Source organism: Paenibacillus sp. D9, assembly GCF_001188365.1.
Classification (GTDB): domain Bacteria; phylum Bacillota; class Bacilli; order Paenibacillales; family Paenibacillaceae; genus Paenibacillus_O; species Paenibacillus_O humicus.
This window is the reverse complement of the sequence record NZ_JZEJ01000001.1, coordinates 1,266,793-1,289,492: the sequence shown is the minus strand read 5'-3', so window position 1 is coordinate 1,289,492 and position 22,700 is coordinate 1,266,793. Positions and strand designations below refer to the sequence as shown.

Genomic DNA, 22,700 nt, shown 5'->3' with positions numbered 1-22,700 from the left:
TCCGTGAAGCGATTCCTTTTCAGGGAAAGCCGAAGACGTCTTATTCTTTCAAGGAGGTGAAGTAAAATGGCAGTACGTATCCGTCTCAAACGCATTGGTGCCCACAAAGCCCCGTTCTACCGTCTGGTAGTTTCTGATTCCCGTTCGCCGCGTGACGGCCGTTTCATCGAAGAAATCGGCACTTATAACCCGGTTGCACAACCGGCTCAAGTGAACATCGACGAAGAAAAAGCCCTCAAATGGCTGCAAACCGGAGCTCAAGCATCCGACACCGTCCGCAACCTGCTTTCCAAAGCAGGCGTGCTCAAGAAATTCCACGAGCAGAAACTTCAAAAGTAAGGATTTTCCCCGAAAAGGGATTTCCCGAATATAAGCTCGGAAAAGGGTTAGGATGAATATCCTAGCCCTTTTGCTTCCGAAATTAATTCTTGACGGCGCCAGGAGCGAACGCCGTGATCATTCGCACAGGCGTCATTGACCAAGGAGGAACTGAGCATGGCGGAGCAGTGGTTTACAGTCGGCGAGATCGTGAATACGCAAGGCATCCGCGGCGAGCTTAAGGTCGTGCCGCATACGGACTTTGCCGATCAGCGCTTTGCCCCGGGAAGCAGGCTTTCCCTGCAGAAGGAAGGCACTCCCGGCGGCGTTCAGGTTGAGGTTCAAAGCTCCAGATCGCATAAGAACGTGTACATCGTCAAGCTGAAAGGCTACGAAAACATCAACGAGGTCGAAAAGTTCAAGGGATATCTGATGAAGGTGTCCGATTCCCAGCGCGAGCCGCTTGCAAAGGGCGAATTCTACTACACGGACATCATCGGCTCCGAAGTCGTCACGGAAGAGGGAGAAAGCCTCGGACTTGTGACCGAGATTCTCCGTCCCGGCGCCAATGATGTCTGGGCGGTGGAGCTGAAGGACGGCAAGGAGCTGCTGCTTCCTTACATCGACGACGTCGTGCTTGACGTGAATGTGCGTGCGAAGCGAGTAACGGTACGGCTCATGGAAGGATTGATGTAAGGAGATGCGCATCGACGTTTTGACGCTGTTTCCGGAAATGTTCGACGGCGTGTTCGGAGCGAGCATACTCGGCAAGGCCAGGGACAAAGGCATCGTTTCGCTGCAGGCAGTCAACTTTCGGAATTATGCCAACAACAAGCACAATACCGTCGATGACTATCCTTACGGCGGAGGCGGCGGCATGGTGCTGAAGGCCGAGCCGGTGTTCTCGGCGGTCGAGGATCTGCTCGGGGGCTCCAGCGGCGGCGCTGTCGAGTCTCAGGCGGCGGAGAGCAAGCCTCCGCGCATCATTCTGATGTGTCCGCAAGGGGAGCCGTTCAGCCAGCGCAAGGCGGAAGAGCTCGCGCGCGAGGAACGCTTGATTTTCATTTGCGGCCATTACGAGGGCTACGACGAGCGCATCCGCGAGCATCTCGTGACCGACGAGCTGTCGATCGGCGACTACGTGCTGACCGGAGGCGAGCTGCCGGCGATGGTCATGATCGACAGCGTCGTCCGGCTGCTGCCAGGCGTGCTCGGCAACGAATCGTCCGCCGTTACGGACTCCTACAGCACCGGACTGCTTGAATACCCCCACTATACACGTCCGGCGAGCTTCCGCGGCTGGGATGTTCCCGAGGTGCTGATCTCGGGACATCACCGCAACATCGACGCCTGGAGGCGCGAGCAATCGCTGCAGAGGACGCTCCAACGCAGGCCTGATCTGCTGGAGACGGCGGAGCTGACCGACAAAGAGCGGAAATGGCTGCGCGAGCGAAAGTCCCAGGCAGCGGATCCGGAATCTTTTTCCTGAAAGACAGCTCGATTCATGAAGATGAGGTTGTTTTCCGGGCTTGGATATGGTATGATTTGAAATGTTGTTTTAATGACTCGGACGGTCCTCTATCGGCCATGATCCGGCTCACAAGGCGAGCCGGTTAGCTTATATGAACGTCTATGGTGGAAGGAGTGACTAAACTCATGAATCTTTTACAAACGATTGCTCAAGAGCAGCTTCGCACGGACATCCCTAGCTTCCGTCCAGGCGACACGCTTAAGGTGTACGTAAAGGTTATCGAGGGTTCCCGTGAGCGGGTTCAGCTGTTCGAGGGCGTTGTCATCAAACGTCGCGGCGGCGGAATCAGCGAGACGTTCACCGTCCGCAAAATTTCTTACGGCGTTGGCGTGGAGCGTACGTTCCCGATCAACTCGCCTAAGATTGACCGCATCGAAGTTACCCGTCGCGGCAAAGTTCGTCGCGCGAAACTGTACTACCTGCGCGAACTGCGCGGCAAAGCGGCCCGTATCAAGGAAATCCGCCGCTAAGAATGGAACGTCAAGAGGGGCTTGCCGCAAACAAGCCCCTTTTCGTTATTTTAAGGCATTATTTCTGAAGGCCTCTGCGCCTCGGTAATTCCTCTCATAAAACCAATACCCTATCCGTGTGACGAAAGAAGGCTGAACTGCAGATGGCTGAAGAGCAGTTTCCAGAAGAGCAGAATGCGGCAACTCGCGGCGGCAAAGCCCGCAAGGAAGTGTTTGAATGGGTCAAGGCGCTGGCGATCGCGGCCATTCTCGTATGGCTGATCCGCTGGTTCCTCTTCGCTCCGTTCGCTGTCGACGGACCTTCCATGCAGCCTAACTTCCATACGGGTGAACGGCTGATCGTCAACAAGATCATCTTCGACATCAGGCAGCCGCATCGCGGTGAAGTGGTCGTATTCCATGTTCCCCAGGAGGGAAGGGATTTCATCAAGCGCGTCATCGCGCTCCCGGGCGACAAGGTCAAGGTCGAGGGCGACGACGTCTTCGTCAACGATGTCAAGCAGGACGAGCCTTACCTGAAGCAAGCCATTGAAGAAGCGAACAAAAAAGGCGAGCTGTGGAACCAGACCGGACCGAACTTCCCCAACGAGAACGTAACCGAAGGAACGGTTCCTGCGGACTCCTTCCTGGCGATGGGCGACAACCGCAGCAACAGCGAGGACAGCCGCAGAATCGGCTACATTCCTTACAAGCAGCTGATCGGACGCGCGGACGTCATTTTCTGGCCGCCTTCCGACATGAAGATCATCAAACACGGTTAACCTAAAGGAAGCTCAGCTTCCAAGGTTCCGACGATAGAGCAAATGAGGTGCTGGCATGACGATTCAGTGGTTCCCCGGACATATGACGCGGGCAAGAAGACAGATCGAAGACAAGCTCAAGCTGATTGACATTGCGATCGAACTGCTCGACGCCCGCGTTCCCATGTCCAGCCGCAACCCTATGGTCGACGACATCCTGAGGGGCAAACCACGTCTCATCCTGCTGAACAAGGCAGACCTGGCCGACTCCCGCGAAACGGAGCGGTGGATGCAATACTTTGCTTCCAAAGGGTATGTGAGCCTGGCCGTCGATTCCTCGACGGGTTCCAGGGTGAATGAGATTCCCGTCAAGGTGAGGGAAATCCTTCACGAAAAAATCCAGCGCATGCTGGACCGGGGCATGAACCCGCGCGCCATGCGGGCGCTGATTGTCGGCATTCCCAACGTCGGCAAGTCCACCTTGACCAACCGTCTGGCCGGCAGGCACATCGCCGCCACCGGAGATCGTCCCGGCGTGACCAAGGGACAGCAATGGATCAAGGTCGGCTCGGAGATGGAGCTGCTTGATACACCGGGCATCCTGTGGCCGAAGTTCGAGGATCAGCTGGTCGGCTACAAGCTTGCCATGACCGGCGCGATCAAGGAGCAGGTGCTCAATATCGAAGACGTGGCGTACTTTGCCGTCCGCGTGCTCGCAGAGAGATACTGGCCCGAGATGCAGGATCGATTCGGTCTGGAAGAACAGCCTGAGAATTTCGATGACAACATGCAGATCGTCGCGGTCATGGAGCAGATCGGCCGCAACCGCGGCTGCCTGCTCAGCGGCGGCCGCATCGATCTGGAAAAGGTATCCGGAATTATCCTGCGGGAGCTCCGTGCCGGCAAGCTCGGCCGCCTCACGCTGGAAGCAGCGCCTCCGGCAAGGCCATGAAGCCGCGCCGTCAAGCGCATCAGCCGAATCCGGAAGCTTCCCCTTCCTTATGGGAAGAAGGATCGGAGCCCGGTGAATCCGCTGCTGCCGGCATGAGCGAGCCGAAGGATCTGCTCTCTTATGAGCGGCCGCTCTGGGAATCGGGAGCCGAGCATGTTTGCGGTGTGGACGAGGTCGGGCGGGGCTGCCTGTTCGGCGATGTCGTCGCTGCGGCGGTCATCCTGCCGCGAGGGCTTGTGCTCGACGGAGTCGACGATTCCAAGAAGCTCTCGGAGAAGAAGCGCGAGATGCTCTACGATGTCATCCTCGATTCGGCAGTTGCCTGGGCTGTCGCGAGAATCGACTCCGAGACGATCGACCGCATCAACATCCGCCAGGCTTCGCGTCTGGCTATGAAGCAGGCAGTGGAGTCGCTCGGCGTACGGCCTTCCCATCTGCTGGTCGATGCGGAGACCGTCGATATGGACTTTCCGCAGACAGCCATTATTCACGGCGATGCGGTGAGCCAGAGCATCGGGGCGGCATCCATACTGGCCAAGGTGACACGCGACCGTCTTTGCAAGGAGATATGGGATCTGCATTATCCGGCTTACGGGATTGCCGTACATAAAGGTTATGCGACCAAGCATCACCGCTCCATGCTGCTTCAGCACGGGCCAAGCCCTCTCCACCGGCGTTCCTTCCTCGGCAAGATTTTGCCGGAGGATCAGCTTGCGCTTTTTTAGACCGATTCGACCCTTGCGGGAACGCAAGGGTTTTTTGATTTTTCGAGCTGTCGGATCGACTTCCTATTTGCCGGTAACGCCAGATAAGGATTTATCTCGCGAAGGAGCAGGAATTCGCCTCTTTCAGACCGGATTCGTTCGTCCGGGCAAACACGGACAAGGGGAAATGTTCTGGGATATCAACTTTTTTGCGCTGCTTTGAATGACGTCGGGTTCCCGAAGCTCGGACGGTCCTGCATCAGCAGCTCGCATGCCTGATTCAAGGAGGTGGACTCCTTTTATTAAATGGCAGCCTAACAGTCGAAAATGGCAGCTTAAGCCTTCTCTGCGTCCTGATGCCGACGCAGATTGGAAATGAACGGGCCGATGGCATGCTTGGCTTGAAACAGGAACAGAACAAATGTTCCCGATCGAAAACCATTATGTTTTACCGCGTAAATGTCGATAAAGGACTACAGAGAAAATAGGACATAAGCGAGCGGAGGCCGTAACGACGATGAATATCGGAAGTCTCATCAAACTGATCGGGGACGTGCAGCCTGCGGCCAGCCGCACGCTGGAGCTGCGCCCCGGCCAGACGGTCCGGGCTCAGGTCGTGGAGCTGATGGGGGACAATGAAGCGCTTTTGCAGATCGGCGGCACGCAGCTCGTCGCCAAGTTGGAGACGCCATTGAAGCAAGGACAGACGGCTGTCCTGCAGGTGCAGTCGGAAACGCCTGAAGGCAAGCTGGTTTTGAAACGGCAGGAGCCGGGCAAAACGGCCTCTGAACCGACCGATGAAGTGTGGAAGTCGCTCGGACTTAAGTTCGGTGCAGGCGGCAAAGAACAGGCCGGTCAAGCTCTTGTGCGCGAATTGAAGGCGATGGGCGTCGCGATAGACGGCGCGACTGCCGGCGCGCTGGCTGAAGCGGCCGAATTCATGCCGGAAGGCGAGAATCCGCAGCAATGGCTGAAAGCAGCCGCGGTCGCCATTCAGCGGGGATTGCCGATGACGGAGGCGACGGTGTCGTCGCTGCGGCAAATTCAATCCGGCCCGCCTGTGCACGAGCTTTTGGAACAATTGTCATCGGCATTAAAGGCAATGACCGAACATGCATCCGGAGACGATAGGGCGGCCAAGCTCAACGCCGCCCGCTTGCTGGAGCTGCTTGACGGCGGCGGGAGCTGGCCGGGTGCCAATGAACTAGCCAAGCAGCCGGCGGATAGAGGCAGCATGAAATCCAACCTTCCTGCTGATTTGAAAGTCGCTTTGTCCCCGGACGTGAAAACGGCTCAGGAACAAACGGCGGACAACGCAGATACAAGGCCGGTAAAGCTTGCCGCGGGAGATCAACAAGGTGTGCATGCACAGGGCAAAGAGCTCATTCAAGCCGCAAAGACGGCGAATGTTGAAGGGAAGCTGCTCCAAGCAGACGGAGCAGGTCCACATGCGGTACAGCTTAAGGGAACCGCTGCTGCCGATTCGGCTTTGATGGAGAATGAAACCGAGCCGGCCGAACCAGCCGGGAACTGGGCGCGCAAAATGCTGGATTGGCTTGGAGCCGGCCATGAGAATCAGGTGCGGAACCAGCTGTCGGCGGAGCGTGCTGCCGGAAGCGCGGTCCGTATGCCGCAGGACGGAAGCATGGATGTACAGGCAGAACTCATGGAGCGCGGCGGTGCCCTTGCTTCCCATAGCTCAGCTGCCATGACATCGACCGCTTCAGGAGCAGAGCCGTCGATCCCAGCGGATATCGTGAACAAGGGGGCAGCAGGCGGAGGAAAGGAAATCCCGACTTCGTCTCCAGAGGCCAAGCAGGCGCCGTCTGCGCCTGGTGCGCTGGATGACATGGATAGCCCGGAGAAACCAGGCGGTCCGAAGGCAGCTCCATCGATGAACGCCAGCACAGCCGCGGAGCCAGCCGGAGCCAAAGCGAACGAGCCGAAACCGAGCGCGCAAGGCGCGAAGGAAAGCGAACGGACTGCTGCCTTAAGAGATGTTTCCCTGGCGAATGGCAAGCCTGCAGCCGAAGGCGCGGCGAGACCGCTTGCCGGACCCGCTCATGGAGAAACCGGCCTGCCGGCCTTGGCGCCCGGCGTCAAGGAGGCGGCGGTGCCGGAAACGGCGACAATCAAGTCCGCGCTGCTCACGCTGCTGCAGTCGGGGGACTTGCCACCGGCGGCAAAGGACTCGGCCCAGCAGCTGCTGCAGCATATTACAGGACAGCAGCTCATGCTGTCGCCGGAGCGCAGCGGAACGTTTTTCTCGCAGCTCACGGTGCAGATTCCTATTCAAACGGCTAACGGCGGACAGACTGCTTCCGTGCATGTACAGTCGAGACGGAATGCAAAGGGCGGATTGGACGCATCCAACTGCCGTCTCCTTTTCCACCTGAGAATGGATGTCATCGGAGACACGGTCGTTGACGTGGCTGTCGCGGACAAAGTCGTCAGCCTGACGGTGTTCAACGGCCATCCTGCCGTTCCGCTGCTGGCCGATGCCGGCAAGACGGCATTGGCCGAGCTGCTTCAAGCTTCGGGCTATCGTCTTCTCGGCATGAAAGTCGTTCATCCGGAAGAGCGCAAGGCTGCGGAGAAGAAGATGAATGTTCCCGATGCGGCGCTTGCAGCGGCAGAGCCGTACAAGGGGGTTGATCTGAGGGTATGAGCGAGGATGAGCGCAAATATGGAAGCGCGGATGCGGACGAGCCCGTTCAAGCGAAGAAAAAGGCTGTCGCGCTCAAGTACGATCCGCTGAAAGACGGAGCCCCGGTCGTCGTAGCGAAGGGAACCGGACATTTGGCCGACGAGATTCTGCAGCGGGCTCGAGAGAGCGGAGTGCCGGTGCAGGAAGACCGCTCGCTCGTAGAGGTTCTGTCCAAGCTGGATCTGGACCAGCAGATTCCTCCGGAGCTGTACGGCCTGGTCGCCGAGATTCTCAGCTTTTTATATCGGGCTGACCGCGAGGCGGGGGACAGCGCATGAAGAACAAGCCCGGAAACGCCGATCCGGACAAGTCTCGAAAGGCGGGCACGCGCATCGGAGCTGCCAGGAGCCTCTCTGGAAGGATCGGCGAGGATGCAGCCGCCCAATGGATGGAAGCCGGCGGCTTCAGGCTGTTGGAGCGCAATTGGCGCTGCCGCGAGGGAGAGCTGGATATTATCGCCGTTGAAGGCGGCTCCCTCGTCGTGACGGAAGTCCGTTCGCTGCGGCAGGGCAGCCGGTTCGGAACCGCGCTGGAGTCGATCGACGCCCGCAAGCAGCATAAGGTGCGCAAGATCGCCCGCCAGTATTTGAGTCAAAAGGGGTGGCAGGAGAAGACGGTCCGCTTCGATGCGGCTGCCGTTACGCTTGATTCTGCCGGCATAAGGCCGATTGAGGTCGCTTATGTACGAAATGCCTTCTGAGTTGATCTTGCTTTCATTGTGAACGAAAAAAAGGCCGATCCTGGCATCAGGATCGGCCTTGCGGTTTCAAGGCTCCTCGAATTTGCCTTGCGGTTTCAAATTTAATCAAACTTGGCTTGCTCTTTCAAGACCATTGCCCTGCTATTCCGGGACCTTAAAATGCGTTTAGATCATTCCCGCCATCACGATATCATAGTCATCGGCCAGGTCGCTGAGGTCATTCTCGCTTATGCGGCTTCGGCCCGCTTCGATGAAAAGGCTATGTACAGAATGGTCCTCTCCGACAACGACTTTGCCTTGCATGCCCGGCAGCTGGTCGGCCGTAATGTCGATGAAGAGGCCCTCATGCTCCAGCCAGGCATGGCTGGAGCCGCTGCCGTCGGATGCGGCCACATAGTCGCAATCAATCCCGTGTTCGTTCAACAAGTAGATGCCGAGCAGCAGCGACGCGTCGCTCGATGCGCCTTTGGGATAGTCGTTGCTTCCCAGCCGCGGGCTTTTGAACTCATGCCTCCGGACAGAATCCAGGGCGGAGCGGAAGCGGCGGCTGCTGGTATGAATCGTTTCCATATTGATGATGATACCCATCCCCTCCAATATGAATTGATTATACCTGTTCCTATGGAAGCGTGCCAATGGATGGAGAGTCCTCATAGCTCCAGCCTGCGGTATTGAATCGCTTCGGCGACATGAGCGGTTTGGATTTGCAAGGAGCCTTCCACGTCGGCGATCGTGCGGGCGAGCTTCAGGATCCGCTCATGGGCGCGCAAGCTGATTCCAAGCCGGTCGTAGGCTTGCTGAAGCAGCCGGGCTCCTTCGGCTTGCAGCGGAGCCGCATGCTTCAGCGCTTTGCCTGCTAGATCGCCGTTCCACGCTACGCCCGTCTCCTGCTCTCTATCTTTCTGGCGCTTGACGGCGCCAGTTATCAAACTCTTCATGTCGGCGGTGCTCATGCCGGGCTGCATGGCATCGGCATGCTGCGGCCGAGGCACCTCCACGAGCAGGTCGATCCGGTCGAGCAGCGGTCCCGAAATCCGCGAGCGGTAGCGGGCAATCTGCACCGGAGAACAGATGCAGCCGCGCTGCCCCGGAACGTCGGAGCCATGCTGTCCGCACGGACAGGGATTCATCGAGGCAGCCAGCTGAAAATGAGCCGGGAAGCGGAACACCGCTCTCGCTCTGGCTATGGTCACTTCCCGATCCTCGAGGGGCTGGCGCAGCACCTCGAGCACGGAGCGGGGGAACTCCGGCAGCTCGTCGAGAAAGAGAACGCCTCGATGGGCGAGCGTCGCCTCTCCGGGACGGGGGATGGAGCCGCCGCCGATAAGGCCGCCGGTGGAAATCGTATGATGCGGAGTGCGGAATGGACGCTCCGAGACGAGGGAGCCTGAGGCCGCAAGCTTGCCGGAGACGCTGAAGATTTTGGTCACTTCAAGCGCTTCCTCCTCGCTCATGGGAGGGAGAATGCCGGGCAGCCGGCGGATGAGCATCGTCTTGCCCGTTCCGGGCGGTCCGCTCAGCAGTCAGTTATGATACAATATCCGGCCACAGAAAAACTTCATACGTACGGTTTCCATCACGTTTAAACTTCAAGCTGAAAACATTAGTTTTGCAACTTTAAATTTTATAGTTCCATTTAAAAACTCTGAGCTATCCAATACCTTTGATGTTATATTTGTCATTTCGCCGAGCGAGATAGTCATGGGCTCATTAATTGTTAAGCTATAAGGGACAATTCTATATTCATTTTGATATGAAATTTCGTCGCTCTTTAATAAAAACAAATGCGGGTCAAGCTTTTGAAATAATCTCATACGTGTTGTCGTATTAATTGAGAAGTCTTCATAGTTAACTAAACCTGCGATTAAAGGGGTTTCTAGTTTTTTGAACCAATCTCTAAATCTGTTCAGAAAAGGAGTGAATTCAATACTAATAACATGGTCACCAAATACTTTTGGAAGGTCTTTCTTTTGTTCATCGCTAAAGATTACTTCCACCTCATAATGATCGTCATAATCATTAAGTATTTCCAACATGCTTGCATCAACTGCCATTGTACAGAATACTGATCGATCTAAAAATCCGGCAGGCGTTAAAACTAATTTGCTCTTACCTAGTGTAGCTACAAGTTCATTAGTATCTTCATGAAATATTTGACCGCTTAATACATTTAAATAGAGAGATGCCTCTAGAGAATCACCTTGTCCCTTTTTCCTTTCTCTTTTTTCTTGTTCTACATATGTACGGAATCGATCCATGTATATGCTCCCAGATCGTATACTCTCAAGATGTTGCGGGTTTCTTCCAAACTTGAGCAAAAAATATATTCGCTTATCATAACCTTGAATGCTGTTAAGTCTCATTTCGTTTTGCTCCTTCGCGTTCTAATCGTTCTCAGGGTATTCGCGAGGAAATTAAACTATCCTGCAAGCAAAACAACTTGGAAACTCCTTTCCAGTTTTAATCATCCATGTTTCCTGCACTTTATGATCATGCAGTTACAACGTAAATAGTGCCAGCCATTAATCTTAACTGATTCGTCAGTATAATCCTGCACAATTCCTTCATCTGCTATTTCCCCTCCAAAACTTACCTCAACAACTGTTTGAAAGAAGATGCAGTTTTGCAAGTCAGCATCCGTAAAAACTTGATTCGTCATATTTTGTTCCTCCCAGGACAGATATAAAATAAAAAGCACCAACCAGACGTGTATCCAACACGACATGGCGGTGCTTCCGCTCACTAGATAATAGCCTAAATCCCGGTCATTGTAAATATATTCCATGTAAGAACCATTCCCATAGGTTTTTAGGGAAAACTTTTTGAGCTTACTTGAGGGTGCGGTCGCGGAGTCTTTCCAAGGTTCACATGTTCAGACCGGGGGGGATTCAATACTTCACTGAAATAAAGTGTAGAAGTTGTTTTTTTTTGCTCTACATTTTTCCCCATTTCCTTAAGCCTTCGCTGCCCGGTGTCCTAGGCCAGTAGCTGGTCAACCCTTGCTCATCTCTATCCCGAGGTCACTACGGTTTTACTAACCTCAACCTCTGCCCGCATCGTGTCCTATACCTTGCACCATGTCTTGCCACAGAATTATAACGCACAGACTCACATCGGTTCGTTCTACGGCTCCCATGTCCCTTCTAGTATCAATAAAGCAATTTAAGAAAGGCTTAGAGAGACTGCTAGGTGCCTCAGCATCTGTCTTTCTTGTACACACTGTGTTCTTCATAGGTTTAGACGAGTATATAGAAGTTCTGGACTGTAGCTGTCTAGAAGAACAGAACCGATACGGTCATTACACTACCCCTTCCGTATTCCGTCTATGGATCTCTGTCAAAACCTTTCTGTTGCACTCCTTTTGAAGAAGAGGTTTTAGTTGCTTGGCGTAATACTTGTTATGATCGGCAGTGACCCACCGAAGGTTCCAGACGTTGTTGTTTGTCTTGTCCATATCCCAGTGGTCGACTTGCTCCAGATTGTTGGAATTCGAGATGAAGGCACCAGCCACGACCCTATGAACCAGCCCGTTCACTATGATTCCGTTTCTCGACAGACTGACTTTGAGGTAACCGTTGTTCAGCACAGTCTGTGCCAGCAGCTTCTCACCATCACATTCAAGTTTGTTTACGGACTTAATCCGACCAAAATTTGAAACAACATAAAGCCCCTCGTAGCCTGCAACATCGCGCCATTGTTCCCGAGGCAAGTCCTCGATAGATCTGGCAGCTGGAGAGTAGTATACCTTCTTTGCAATGCCATCTACCTTACATACCTTGATGGTTAGACCGAAAGTTTCAAAAATGGCTTTCTTTAAAGCCTTCTTGTTCACTTCTGCTCCCAATGCTTCGACACACTCTTGATGGATTTCAGGCGGTGTTTTCCCTTTGAAGTCTGCCTTACTTTTGCCGTGCAGAAATGTTTCTATCATGTTTAATTCCCCCTTTTTAATGCGGTCTTGCTCTTGGTGTCTTGTTTTCGGATCCTGGCACATCTCCTACAGCACCCTTGAATTTGATCGTCCATGAAATTGATTGAATGCGTATGATTACAGATGTAGCACTGTTCAACTCTCAAGGGCAGGTCACCTCTCCAACCGTTCTTGCGTTCATTGACGTGACTATCCTGATACTGTCTATTCATAAATAGATGCTCCTTATTTCTGATCTAGTTTCAGTGTTTTTCGAATATAAGTCGAAACGGTCATGCCCTTAGATTGAGCGATTGCTTTGATCGTCTCAATTTCTTTGCAGTTCACTCGAAAACTTAGGAATCTCTGTCTTACCATTGCTGCCACCTCCGTATCACGCTTCTCTTAAAATAAAGAGCCGACCCTGTGAAGGATCGACCCTGTGCTAATTACTTACCGATGAGAACCGCGAACTTCGACGGATCGCCCACAACACTGTCCAGTTCTTGAAAGCAGACGATACCGGTCTGGTACGAAGCCGCATAAGCTTCTTTCATGACCTGAACTTGAACGTCAGTCGTGAACTTGACATCCAGACCGCTGAAGTCTCCATAGTAAATTGCGCGAGCGTTCAGAGCCAAAGTAGCAGGCATCTGATCGGAGAGCATGACTGGTTTGCCAAAGAGTACCAGACCACCATCTTCACGAATTCCGCTGTCATCTCCCTGAATGAGGAGTTGACCACTCGCGCCAGTCAATGCACGAAGGCTTGCCCACACCTGAGGGTGCATCAGCCACGAGGAATTGACTTGATGGACTTGAGGTACTTTCAGCTGGAGATTGATCAAATCTGTGACGTTCTTGGCGTCAATGACCGCCGTTGTCGAGTTAGTTGAAGTAGCCGTTACGTTTACTCCGGTCTTAAGACCCTTCAGTTTTGCACCGACCTCTTGAATTAGTTCCTTTTCAAGGAACAAGGCAAGGGATAGACCGATTTGATGGATGATGACTGCGACCACATCAATATCAGCACGGTTGATAAGAGAGTTGGAGATCTTCGTCAAGCTGCCGATGATGAAGTTTTGAAGTTTCGGGCCAGTAAACGTACCGCCCGTGTCAGGTACTGCATTTCCTTCCGTTACATAGTCGAAGACATGCGCCGTGTAATCGTATGCAGGAAGTTGAAGGTCACCTTTAACGTTCCAGATCGTAGCTTTAGCCAAGATGGGGGACACGTTTTTAGCTACTTCGACGACTCGCTGTGCAATACTGACAGGAATGACCACGCCATTGACTCCTGCATTCAGGGCACGACCCTCTATAGCATCTGTTTTGTTTTTCTTGACCAGTTCAAGGAAAGCTTGCTCATCCAGATGGCGCTGCTCAAATTCTTGCTTCTCTGTCAAAGGGATCATTTTTGTCATCTCTCCTCGGTATTGTCTTTTCTCTGTTTCAAGCTTTTCATCAATGGATTCGATCTCCTTGCGGCATTCTGCAACGCGCTTTTGATCAGTTGCAGAAAGGTTTCGTTTCTCGTGCTTTGCTGTGTTTACGATTCGTTCCATCTGATCGATCAGGTCGTTCCGCATTTCATTCAAAGCCTTTTCGTTCATTTGCGTGTCCTCCTTGGGGTTAGATTTATATATGTTGTGCTATGCGGTTGTCGGATTCAGTTGTAAGTGGCTCTTGGAAAGCGACCCGCCCAAGTCGCGAGCCAAGAGCCGTGCAGTGCCGTACAGAGCAGTTGTGAATAGTCCGTTCACCGGTGTAATCACAGGCAAAGTGTAAATTTCACAATCACTAAAGTAATGTTTGCAACTACACTGATTAATTGGAACGGAAAAAAGCCCCGAGAACACCTGTGAAGATGTCGCAAGGCAGCTTGTCCAATCCGTTGACACACCCAGCAGATAATATAGGCAGAAGCCTGGCTGTGAAGGTCAACGCATGGGACAAAAAATGCGGCCAGTTTTGCTCGATTGTGGGAACTGACCAAACCACTTACGCTGCTTTGCAAGGAGATGGGAGCAGCGCTAAACCATCTACGGATTTTGCATGAAACATGGGACACCCGTCGAACCACGTCCAGTTATCGCACTGGCGGCGTCAAAGAAATTACAACAACCTTCACCGCCTGAGAGGGGGCGTTAAGGTCTAGTCTCCGTTGCCAGAACAACTGAGAGATCGAGATACATTGAATGCAACTACGAAAACCGAAGTCTGAGATTTGCTAAGCCTCAGAATTCCTTTCTGCTATGACCTGGGTCTTAGCGTAATCGTACCTACAAAGGTATTTAAACAGTGGGCATTGTACCCACCATTGGAAGCACCAACGTTGGCTGATGCATCCTAGCTAGGTACAAAACTAGACCTGCTGACCACCGTACTGTCGCTGATGTTTGTTGACTCGTTCGATAGCTTTTTCCAGTTCTCGGTCATGCACCGTGCGGATGCCGTCTAGAATACACGCTCTGAGGAACAGGCTGGTGTCTAGGTGCGGACGCTCTGCGAAAAAGGAACCGACGAATTCGCGTTCTTCTTGATCAAGGATGTGAATGGAATATTTACTCATGTTGGAAACCTCCGGAATAATGGTGTTGGGGCGAAGTGCTCGAACTCGATTGTAAGGAAGCTAAGTCGACTTCCTATCCTCTACTATTGCCTATTTTTCGAATGCGATTTTGTCAGGATTCAGGAATATTGTCGAAGAAAATTTTGAAAATCGAGGGGCTGAGACTGCCGAGTTCAAGGGGCGTTGGGCAGAGGGCAGCAGGCGGGGCAGGAACCGTTACCCTGAGTTTTAAACCAGGTAATATCGGAAAACCATTGATAGCAAAGGGTTTGACCCAATAAGGTTACTGGTTCCTAAAAGGAACTATATCTTTTAAAAAAATTAATATTATTATAGGCTCTACAGTAAGCGGTAGACAGCAGGGGAGATCTCATGCCCAATTATCATTTCCTCTTTGAAATAAGTTGAATTAGTCCTTTCAATCCTAGTATTGACGCCGTATACAAGCACTTTTAAATGAAGTAACTTCGCAAAACTTTCATTTAAATAGAGCATCATCCAAGTCCCTGGCCATGTGCAGGGACTTTTTTTATTTCTACTTCCTTCATGATTGTGAAAATGCCTTGTTTCCTGTGATTACCCCTATGTACGGAAAACACAACTGAGGAGAGATGATCGACAGTGAAAGAGGTTTGGGAAGATGTTGGAGCCTTTGACGAGGGGGCATCAGGCGGTAATCAAGGACGGGTCACCTTTGGACGAATCGAGGTGACGATCTGATGCAAGTCAACAAGTCGATCAACCAGCTGCACAAGGAGATTGAGCAAGCCCGCAAAGAAGCGCTGAAGGACTACGAGAAGAAGAACAAGATCGGTATTAAGAAGCACGAACGTTCAGACATGGTCAAGTTGGCAACGGATGGTGTGGCTAACTCCCTAATTGACCAAATCTTATCGAAACGTTACTCGCAGCGCAATGGTGTTCAAACGATACCAGTAGAAGTTCAAGTCAAGATCGAGAAGATCTTTGCCAAGCATGAACACCAGTATCGTTTGCTGGGTCTTTACTACGGTGCGGGTTTCACCAGGATGGAAATAGCAGAATTGTTGGGACTCCAGCGACAGAACGTTGGGAAGTCACTGCAACAGGCTATGAAGCGCTTAAAGATTTATCTCAGCCCAGAGGAATACGACTCGATACGTTGGGCACTTGGCGATTACAAACCGTTGCAAGCTACTCCACGAGTCAGCAACAGGGGATATGAGGGATACCAACAACACCTGATTTACTACACGCCATATAGATCATTCCGTACAGGGAAGGATGTCAGATGAAGAACTATAGAGGAATCAAAGTCATTAACTCTGTGCAAATGATTTGCAAAGACGGGAGTCCGAATACGAAAATGATTCGCGCACTTGATAAGCTGGTTGACCGTCTTGATGCTACGGGAGACGTTCTGATTGAGGCATACAAGGGTACTAGCCACAAGCACAAGGCACGTTGCAGTAAAGGGCATGACATTCTGATCAAGCCTAACGACTACGTTTCCAAGAGTGCAGGATGTCAACAGTGCCATTTGATAAAACTCCACAAACACGAGAAGTTGCTCACAGACTTTGACCTTATCGTAAAACGTCACAGATTAACCCAGCACGAGCCGTTCAACTTTGGGAGTGGCATTTTGAAGGGATTGAAGGAGCGGTATCTCTTTAGCTGCCCTCATGGTGAGGAACACTGGATCAGCCCGCATCAAGCGGTAATGCATACTATCTTCAAATGCCATTGCGACATGTGTTGGAAAGGGGAGTGAACTTAATGGCTGCAACGAATGCACAGAAAGACAGAACGATGCCGCTTGAATATCGCATTAAGACCCGAGACCACATTTTCATCATCATTGTCCACTCTGACGGCTCACGAGAAATGATGGAGCATCCTATTGACGCCATAAGATGACAATGTTACCTTTTTGATATGGAAACGAAATCATGTAAAGGGAAGTGCGAACGTGGCCTTTAAAACTACATTGGAAAGCAATCAGAATAGCCGATCATCTAATATAAAGGTCGCTGCTTATTGTCGTGTCTCAACTGGTAGTGAAGAACAAGAGACATCTTTTAAGAACCAGCGTACATATTTTGAGCGTGAGATTGCCAAGAGCAAAGACTTGACTCTATTCCGTATATACGCTGACCATGGAATCACTGGCACATCATTAAACCGTCGAGAAGAGTTTTCCCGAATGCTCTTCGACGCAGGACTTGATGAAACCAAAATCAACGAAAAGAAATCCGTGTTCACTGCTTCAAACAGGGAGCCACTCTTTCAGCAAATACATGTAAAAGGCACAAGTCGGTTTGCCCGTAACGTGTTGGTCATCGACGTGCTGCGCGAACTTCTGAAAAAAGGTGTACATGTATTCTTCTTGGATATCAATTTGATCTTTGATAGCATTGACAAGGAGTTCATGCTCAATTTATTTCTCAACTTCAGCCAACAGGAAAGTATTGATAAGAGTGCGAAGGCGCGCTTTGGTCTAGTAGAATCAGCAAGGAAGGGAGTTATCTTTACGAATAACAATATATGGGGATACCAGTATAGTAAGGAAACTCGAGAATTGACCATCGTAGAGGAAGAAGCAGCGGTAGTACGTAAAGTTTTTCAAATGTATGCAGAAGGCTTAGGAATTCGTCGTATTATCAACTACTTCGAGGATAGCGGAATAAGGTCTCGCAAGAATAAACCGTTTGTGCCTTCATTCATCAAACGTATTCTATCAAACGAAAAATACTATGGTACTCTGGTGCGTAACAAATACGATACAGGCACGATTTTTAACAAGATAACGCCGAAGGTTAGGGAATCCGATGAGTGGCATGTTTTTGAGAACCGTGTCCCCGCCATTATTAGTAAGGAACTCTTTGAAAAATGCAGAGACATTCGCTCAGGAAAAGTGAGCCACGTCAATCAGAAAGGAATATATAGAGGTACTAGTGAACTTGCCAGCAAAATCATTTGTGGTAAATGCGGTAGTTCGTATACTCGGAATATTGATCAAGGTCGAGCGTTTTATAATTGCTCTATGAAAAAGACTAAAGGTACTAAGCATTGCGACAACATCAATGTTCAAGAGTCAGAACTCAATGCACAGATTGAAGATATAGCAACTAATGGACTTATCGCAGTATTCGTATCGCAGAAGGATAAGCAGCTTGACGCTTTCCGTTTTCAAATTGAAGCATTACGGAGCCGAATAGACGCGCCTACCGTGGAGGAATTAAACGCTAAGACTTTAGAGTTAGCAGACCTCGATAATGAGGAAGCTACATTAGTGCGCTTAGTAGTTAAGGGTCAGGTAAAGGAGTCGCTGTTTGACGAGTTGAAGCGCGACATTGATGTTAAAAAGGAAGATATTCAGAAACATATTGATGTCTTGGCTAGGACCAACGAAGATATTTTAAATGAGATTGAAGTATTAGAAGCGAAGATAACTAAATTGGGCGCTCTTAATGTTAAGAATGAATACACCCGTGAGGAAATTCTAGATCTTATATCTCGATTCGTGATTACTTCTAAGGAAGTTCCATTTTTTACAAAGAAGGACAACCGCGAATCTTCGAAGGTTAAGCCGGTTATCACTTACGAGTTGAGCGTGTTTGATGAAATTGTGCCGGTATAGTTATCCATTAACAAAAGCTGAAGCGTAGAAGGTATTACGCAACAGCTTTTTTAGTCTAATAAAACATATCGCCAGCAACATCAAGTCATGGGAAATTAATCCATCCTATGGTAAAATCTAATCAACTTGTTTTATTGGAGGGGATGGATTTGCTGAAGACTGGAGCAATTGTTGAATTTAATAGAAAGAAGCATTTTAAGTATATAAGTCCCCTTGGATCTGGTGGTACAGGAGATGCACACCTTTTTGAGGATGATGTCACCGATATGCTTTTTGCATTTAAAAAATACTCACCAAAAGGCTCTAACTATATTGAAGAAAACTATGACCGATTTGTAGATGAGATTAAAATCTTATTCAAAATTTCTCATCCCAATGTAGTTAGGGTTTACAACTACTATTTGTATCCAGATAAGAAGCTGGGCTATCTTCAAATGGAGTACATAAATGGAATACCAATAGACCAGTTTGTACCTTTATGGGGGAAATATTGGGATGATATCTTTACCGAGGTAATATCAGCATTTATGTACCTGGAAGCTAATAAAATATTGCATAGAGACATACGGGCTGCAAATATCTTGATAGATAATGAAGAGAATGTTAAGGTTATTGACTTTGGATTTGGAAAGAAACTTGAGCCAACAGAACAAGATGGAAGAAGTGTTTTTTTAAATTGGCCTGTATCACAATTGCCTAACGAAACAGCGATAGAAGGAATATACAATCACAAGACTGAAATATATTTCATAGGTAAACTTTTTCAAAACATACTAGGGGATGAATTAGGACAATTTAAATTCAGGCATATTATTGAGAAGATGATCAAAGTAAATCCAGAAGAAAGATTTCAATCATTTAATATAGTTTCACAAGAAATCTCTAAAGGTGTTCTTGGTGAAATAGATTTTTCAGAAAAAGATAAAGGTATATATCAAAGGTTTGCTGAAGCTTTGTGCTGGAGAATTACCAGCTATATAGACAAGTATGAACCAATTAATGACACAGGTACAACGCTAAGTCGATTATCTGCAGTTATTAGGAGTAGTTCTCTTGAGGAACACGTTCAAGATAATAGTCAACTTATAAGATGCTTCATTAAAGGCGCATATACATATAAGAACAAAGTTGATATTGAAGTTGTTTATGTAATTGAATTTTATCAATTGCTACAAAGCCTCTCGCAGAATAAGCAAAAAATCGTTTTCGACAATATATATACAAGGTTAGCTAAAATAAAAGTTGTAACAGAGGAAGATGATTTACCTTTTTAACTTCTTCTTTAGAATTAGCAGATATAAAGCATTTCCTTGTGTTAGACAGTCGAAGCCTTGTAAGAAACATGGCTGGATAATGTAACATAACCGCAGCAGGTTGTGCCTGCCGGCGGCGGCGATCATCAGCGCTCGCTTGGCATGATGCTGACCGAATACGTCGGCATAGTCCGGAGCTGCTGCTCCTTCGCCGCTGGAGCCAGGTTCGCAAGCCGTCGGGTTTCCGGCTGAAGGATGCCAAGCAAGCCGCTCCCAGCCATCGCCACTCCCTCCGCAGAGCGCCAAAGAAGACAGGTCGGCCGCCGAAAAGATGTCCATGCCGCCTACAAGCGCGGCTTCGAGGGCGTTGTCCGGAGGCAGCAGCACGCGCCGCAAGCCGCGTGTCCGCGCTTCCTCGACCATGGGAAGCACGCCGGGCACGGGGCGCAGCCCGCCGTTGAGGGCGAGCTCGCCGATGACGAGCATGCCGTCGAAGGCATCGGCATCCATCTGCCCGCTGGCCGTCAGGATGGCAGCCGCGATAGCTAGATCGAAGGCGGTTCCTTCCTTGCGCAGATCGGCGGGCGCGAGGTTCACCGTCACTCGTTCCAGCGGGAATTTGAAGCCGGAATTCCGCATGGCGGCGCGGACGCGTTCCACCGATTCGCGGACGGATGGATCGGGAAGGCCGACCAGATTCACTTGAGGCAGTCCGCTGGACAGATCGACCTCCACGGTAATGCTTTTGCCGTCGACGCCGAGCACGCTCGCGCTTATGCATTTGCTGTAGGGCATGACAAAGAAACACCTCCCGAAATAAGACGGCGAAGGTGCTTCCTCACATTCCATCTGTAAACAAACTTGTTAGCTACAGGATAGGCATGCCGGCGGAATTTGTCAACATTTGGATTCATTGCCGCAAAGAGCGGCAAAATCAAAAAATATTTTACATGATAAAGATTATTTTGCAGGAAGGCTTGCTTCGATTGTGTTATAATGACAGATGTTTGTTTGATAGTTTCCCAGCTGTTCCACCTGAGTCAGAGGATTGGAGGATGTCGTGAATGAATATTCATGAGTATCAAGGCAAAGAAGTCTTGAAACAATACGGGGTAGCCGTACCTGAAGGCAAAGTGGCCTTCACGGTAGACGAGGCTGTCGAAGCCGCCAAGGAACTTGGCACTTCCGTCGTAGTTGTCAAGGCACAGATCCATGCGGGCGGCCGCGGCAAGGCAGGCGGCGTCAAGGTTGCGAAAAACCTGGACGAGGTCCGCGCATACGCGTCCGAGATTCTCGGCAAGACGCTCGTTACCCACCAGACCGGTCCGGAAGGCAAGGAAGTCAAGCGCCTCTTGATCGAGCAAGGCTGCGACATCAAGAAAGAATATTATGTCGGCGTCGTTGTCGACCGCGCTACGGGCCGCGTCGTCATGATGGCATCCGAAGAGGGCGGCACGGAGATTGAAGAAGTCGCCGAGCACTCCCCGGAGAAAATCATCAAGGAAGTCATCGATCCGGCTGTAGGCCTGCTGCCTTTCCAGGCGCAACGCCTCGCTTATGCAATCAATATCCCGAAGGAACTGGTCCGGAAGGCGGTTAAGTTCATGACAGCGCTTTATACCGCTTTCGTGGACAAGGACTGCTCCATCGCCGAGATCAATCCGCTCGTCGTTACGGGTGACGGCAACGTCATGGCCCTCGACGCCAAGCTGAACTTCGATTCCAACGCCCTGTTCCGCCACAAGGACATCCTGGCGCTGCGCGACCTCGAAGAGGAAGACGCGAAAGAAATCGAAGCTTCCAAATACGACCTGAGCTACATCGCTCTGGACGGCAACATCGGCTGCATGGTCAACGGCGCAGGCCTTGCCATGGCGACGATGGACATCATCAAGCACTACGGCGGCGACCCTGCGAACTTCCTGGACGTAGGCGGCGGCGCGACGAAGGAGAAAGTAACGGAAGCCTTCAAAATCCTGCTTTCCGACGCCAACGTCAAAGGCATCTTCGTCAATATCTTTGGCGGCATCATGCGCTGCGACGTCATCGCCGAAGGCGTTGTCGCGGCTGCGCGCGAGCTCGGTCTGGAGCGTCCGCTTGTCGTACGCCTGGAAGGCACGAACGTAGAGCTCGGCAAGAAGATTCTGAACGAATCGGGCCTGAATCTGGTCGCGGCGGACAGCATGTCCGACGGCGCTCAAAAAATCGTTGCGCTCGTAAAATAATGCCCTTGGGGCTGCAGATACGAATTCTGTTAGGGGATGTGAATTTGCGATGAGCATTTTGATCAACAAAGACACCAAAGTGATCACCCAGGGCATTACCGGCCAAACCGGTCTGTTCCATACGAAGGGCGCTCTTGAATACGGCACCCAGATGGTTGGCGGGGTAACTCCTGGCAAAGGCGGCACGACCGTCGACATCACGCTTGAAAACGGCGAGACGAAATCGCTGCCGGTCTACAATTCGGTTCGCGAAGCGGTTGCCGACACGGGCGCGACGGTATCCGTCATCTACGTGCCGCCGGCATTCGCGGCCGACTCCATCCTGGAGGCGGTAGAAGCGGAGCTGGATCTCGTCATCTGCATCACGGAAGGCATTCCGGTTCTGGACATGGTGCGCGTGAAGCGTTACATGGAAGGCAAGAAAACCCGCCTGATCGGACCTAACTGCCCAGGCGTCATTACGCCGGACGAGATCAAAATCGGCATCATGCCTGGATATATCCACAGAAAAGGCCATGTAGGCGTCGTTTCCCGTTCGGGGACGCTGACTTACGAAGCGGTTCATCAGCTGACGACCCGCGGCATCGGCCAATCGACGGCTGTAGGCATCGGCGGCGACCCGGTCAAAGGATCCGAGTTCATCGACATCCTGAACCTGTTCAATGAAGATCCGGACACCTATGCAGTCATCATGATCGGCGAGATCGGCGGCACGGCTGAGGAAGAAGCGGCCGAGTGGGTCAAAGCCAACATGAAGAAGCCGGTAGTCGGCTTCATCGGCGGCGCTACGGCTCCTCCGGGAAAACGCATGGGCCATGCAGGCGCCATCATTTCCGGCGGCAAAGGAACGGCTGCGGAAAAAATCGCGACGCTGGAAGCTTGCGGCATCAAGGTTGCTCCGACTCCGTCCGACATGGGTTCGACTCTCGTCGGCGTTCTGGAAGAGCAAGGCCTTCTGGAGAAATGCAAAACCCACTGAATCCAATCAAACTAGTT

General features: G+C 51.2%; 23 protein-coding genes and 1 pseudogene. 15 read left to right on the top strand and 9 right to left on the bottom strand.

Annotation, left to right across the window (positions count from 1 at the left end; genetic code table 11):
* The first annotated feature begins 66 nt into the window (after positions 1 to 66).
* From rpsP to VE23_RS05975, 10 genes are all read left to right on the top strand, one after another.
* On the top strand, positions 67 to 339 hold the full coding sequence (gene rpsP / locus VE23_RS06020) for a 30S ribosomal protein S16 (RefSeq protein WP_048748695.1): 273 nt from the start codon (positions 67 to 69) through the stop codon (positions 337 to 339).
* Between the two features lie 156 nt (positions 340 to 495).
* Positions 496 to 1,014, top strand: a complete 519-nt coding sequence (gene rimM / locus VE23_RS06015; RefSeq protein ID WP_048748696.1) for a ribosome maturation factor RimM — start codon at positions 496 to 498, stop codon at positions 1,012 to 1,014.
* A gap of 4 nt (positions 1,015 to 1,018) precedes the next feature.
* Complete coding sequence (trmD, locus tag VE23_RS06010) at positions 1,019 to 1,807, top strand: tRNA (guanosine(37)-N1)-methyltransferase TrmD (protein WP_049867556.1); 789 nt, start codon at positions 1,019 to 1,021, stop codon at positions 1,805 to 1,807.
* A gap of 167 nt (positions 1,808 to 1,974) precedes the next feature.
* Positions 1,975 to 2,319, top strand: a complete 345-nt coding sequence (rplS, locus tag VE23_RS06005; protein WP_048746497.1) for a 50S ribosomal protein L19 — start codon at positions 1,975 to 1,977, stop codon at positions 2,317 to 2,319.
* A 143-nt stretch (positions 2,320 to 2,462) separates the two neighbouring features.
* Entirely contained in the window at positions 2,463 to 3,080 is a 618-nt protein-coding gene (gene lepB, locus VE23_RS06000; RefSeq protein ID WP_048746495.1) for a signal peptidase I, read from the top strand.
* Positions 3,081 to 3,135: 55 nt separating this feature from the next.
* Complete coding sequence (gene ylqF / locus VE23_RS05995) at positions 3,136 to 4,011, top strand: ribosome biogenesis GTPase YlqF (RefSeq protein WP_021879134.1); 876 nt, start codon at positions 3,136 to 3,138, stop codon at positions 4,009 to 4,011.
* 92 nt (positions 4,012 to 4,103) lie between these two features.
* Positions 4,104 to 4,736 (top strand): ribonuclease HII, encoded by a 633-nt coding sequence (locus VE23_RS05990; protein WP_048746522.1) that lies wholly within the window; start codon positions 4,104 to 4,106, stop codon positions 4,734 to 4,736.
* A gap of 496 nt (positions 4,737 to 5,232) precedes the next feature.
* Entirely contained in the window at positions 5,233 to 7,383 is a 2,151-nt protein-coding gene (locus tag VE23_RS05985; protein ID WP_049867555.1) for a hypothetical protein, read from the top strand.
* Positions 7,380 to 7,700, top strand: a complete 321-nt coding sequence (locus VE23_RS05980) for an EscU/YscU/HrcU family type III secretion system export apparatus switch protein (RefSeq protein WP_021879137.1) — start codon at positions 7,380 to 7,382, stop codon at positions 7,698 to 7,700. The genes VE23_RS05985 and VE23_RS05980 overlap by 4 nt, the downstream gene beginning before the upstream one ends.
* Complete coding sequence (locus VE23_RS05975) at positions 7,697 to 8,122, top strand: YraN family protein (protein WP_021879138.1); 426 nt, start codon at positions 7,697 to 7,699, stop codon at positions 8,120 to 8,122. The genes VE23_RS05980 and VE23_RS05975 overlap by 4 nt, the downstream gene beginning before the upstream one ends.
* Before the next feature lie 165 nt (positions 8,123 to 8,287).
* On the opposite strand, the gene VE23_RS05970 is transcribed toward VE23_RS05975, so the two are convergent.
* From VE23_RS05970 to VE23_RS05940, 8 genes and pseudogenes are all read right to left on the bottom strand, one after another.
* Positions 8,288 to 8,710 carry a hypothetical protein gene (locus VE23_RS05970; RefSeq protein WP_048746492.1) on the bottom strand — a complete coding sequence of 141 codons (423 nt, stop codon included), beginning with the start codon at positions 8,708 to 8,710 and terminating at the stop codon, positions 8,288 to 8,290.
* Positions 8,711 to 8,772: 62 nt separating this feature from the next.
* Positions 8,773 to 9,645 (bottom strand): annotated as a pseudogene (locus VE23_RS05965) (YifB family Mg chelatase-like AAA ATPase); the annotation flags it as partial.
* A gap of 66 nt (positions 9,646 to 9,711) precedes the next feature.
* Positions 9,712 to 10,485, bottom strand: a complete 774-nt coding sequence (locus VE23_RS05960; RefSeq protein WP_049867553.1) for a hypothetical protein — start codon at positions 10,483 to 10,485, stop codon at positions 9,712 to 9,714.
* Positions 10,486 to 10,586: 101 nt separating this feature from the next.
* On the bottom strand, positions 10,587 to 10,781 hold the full coding sequence (locus VE23_RS26365; protein WP_157053914.1) for a hypothetical protein: 195 nt from the start codon (positions 10,779 to 10,781) through the stop codon (positions 10,587 to 10,589).
* A gap of 639 nt (positions 10,782 to 11,420) precedes the next feature.
* Positions 11,421 to 12,053 (bottom strand): NUMOD4 domain-containing protein, encoded by a 633-nt coding sequence (locus VE23_RS05950; RefSeq protein ID WP_198156139.1) that lies wholly within the window; start codon positions 12,051 to 12,053, stop codon positions 11,421 to 11,423.
* 225 nt (positions 12,054 to 12,278) lie between these two features.
* On the bottom strand, positions 12,279 to 12,410 hold the full coding sequence (locus VE23_RS27825; protein ID WP_442950546.1) for a DUF6290 family protein: 132 nt from the start codon (positions 12,408 to 12,410) through the stop codon (positions 12,279 to 12,281).
* Between the two features lie 71 nt (positions 12,411 to 12,481).
* Positions 12,482 to 13,645: a phage major capsid protein gene (locus VE23_RS05945; RefSeq protein ID WP_049867550.1), complete on the bottom strand. Its 1,164-nt coding sequence runs from the start codon at positions 13,643 to 13,645 to the stop codon at positions 12,482 to 12,484.
* 752 nt (positions 13,646 to 14,397) lie between these two features.
* Entirely contained in the window at positions 14,398 to 14,604 is a 207-nt protein-coding gene (locus VE23_RS05940) for a hypothetical protein (protein ID WP_049867549.1), read from the bottom strand.
* Between the two features lie 719 nt (positions 14,605 to 15,323).
* On the opposite strand from VE23_RS05940, the gene VE23_RS05935 reads away from it, so the two are divergent.
* The 3 genes from VE23_RS05935 (at position 15,324) to VE23_RS05920 (ending at position 19,500) form a co-directional block, all read left to right on the top strand.
* Positions 15,324 to 15,878: a sigma-70 family RNA polymerase sigma factor gene (locus VE23_RS05935; protein WP_049867548.1), complete on the top strand. Its 555-nt coding sequence runs from the start codon at positions 15,324 to 15,326 to the stop codon at positions 15,876 to 15,878.
* A gap of 677 nt (positions 15,879 to 16,555) precedes the next feature.
* Positions 16,556 to 18,226: a recombinase family protein gene (locus VE23_RS05925; RefSeq protein WP_198156138.1), complete on the top strand. Its 1,671-nt coding sequence runs from the start codon at positions 16,556 to 16,558 to the stop codon at positions 18,224 to 18,226.
* A gap of 149 nt (positions 18,227 to 18,375) precedes the next feature.
* Entirely contained in the window at positions 18,376 to 19,500 is a 1,125-nt protein-coding gene (locus VE23_RS05920; RefSeq protein ID WP_049867545.1) for a protein kinase family protein, read from the top strand.
* Here VE23_RS05920 and VE23_RS05915 read toward each other — a convergent pair.
* Positions 19,489 to 20,274: a magnesium chelatase domain-containing protein gene (locus tag VE23_RS05915; protein ID WP_049867544.1), complete on the bottom strand. Its 786-nt coding sequence runs from the start codon at positions 20,272 to 20,274 to the stop codon at positions 19,489 to 19,491. The genes VE23_RS05920 and VE23_RS05915 overlap by 12 nt on opposite strands.
* 269 nt (positions 20,275 to 20,543) lie before the next feature.
* On the opposite strand from VE23_RS05915, the gene sucC reads away from it, so the two are divergent.
* Both sucC and sucD read left to right on the top strand, forming a co-directional pair.
* On the top strand, positions 20,544 to 21,704 hold the full coding sequence (gene sucC, locus VE23_RS05910) for an ADP-forming succinate--CoA ligase subunit beta (protein WP_049867543.1): 1,161 nt from the start codon (positions 20,544 to 20,546) through the stop codon (positions 21,702 to 21,704).
* Between the two features lie 49 nt (positions 21,705 to 21,753).
* Positions 21,754 to 22,683, top strand: a complete 930-nt coding sequence (gene sucD / locus VE23_RS05905) for a succinate--CoA ligase subunit alpha (protein WP_048746489.1) — start codon at positions 21,754 to 21,756, stop codon at positions 22,681 to 22,683.
* Positions 22,684 to 22,700: the final 17 nt, after the last annotated feature.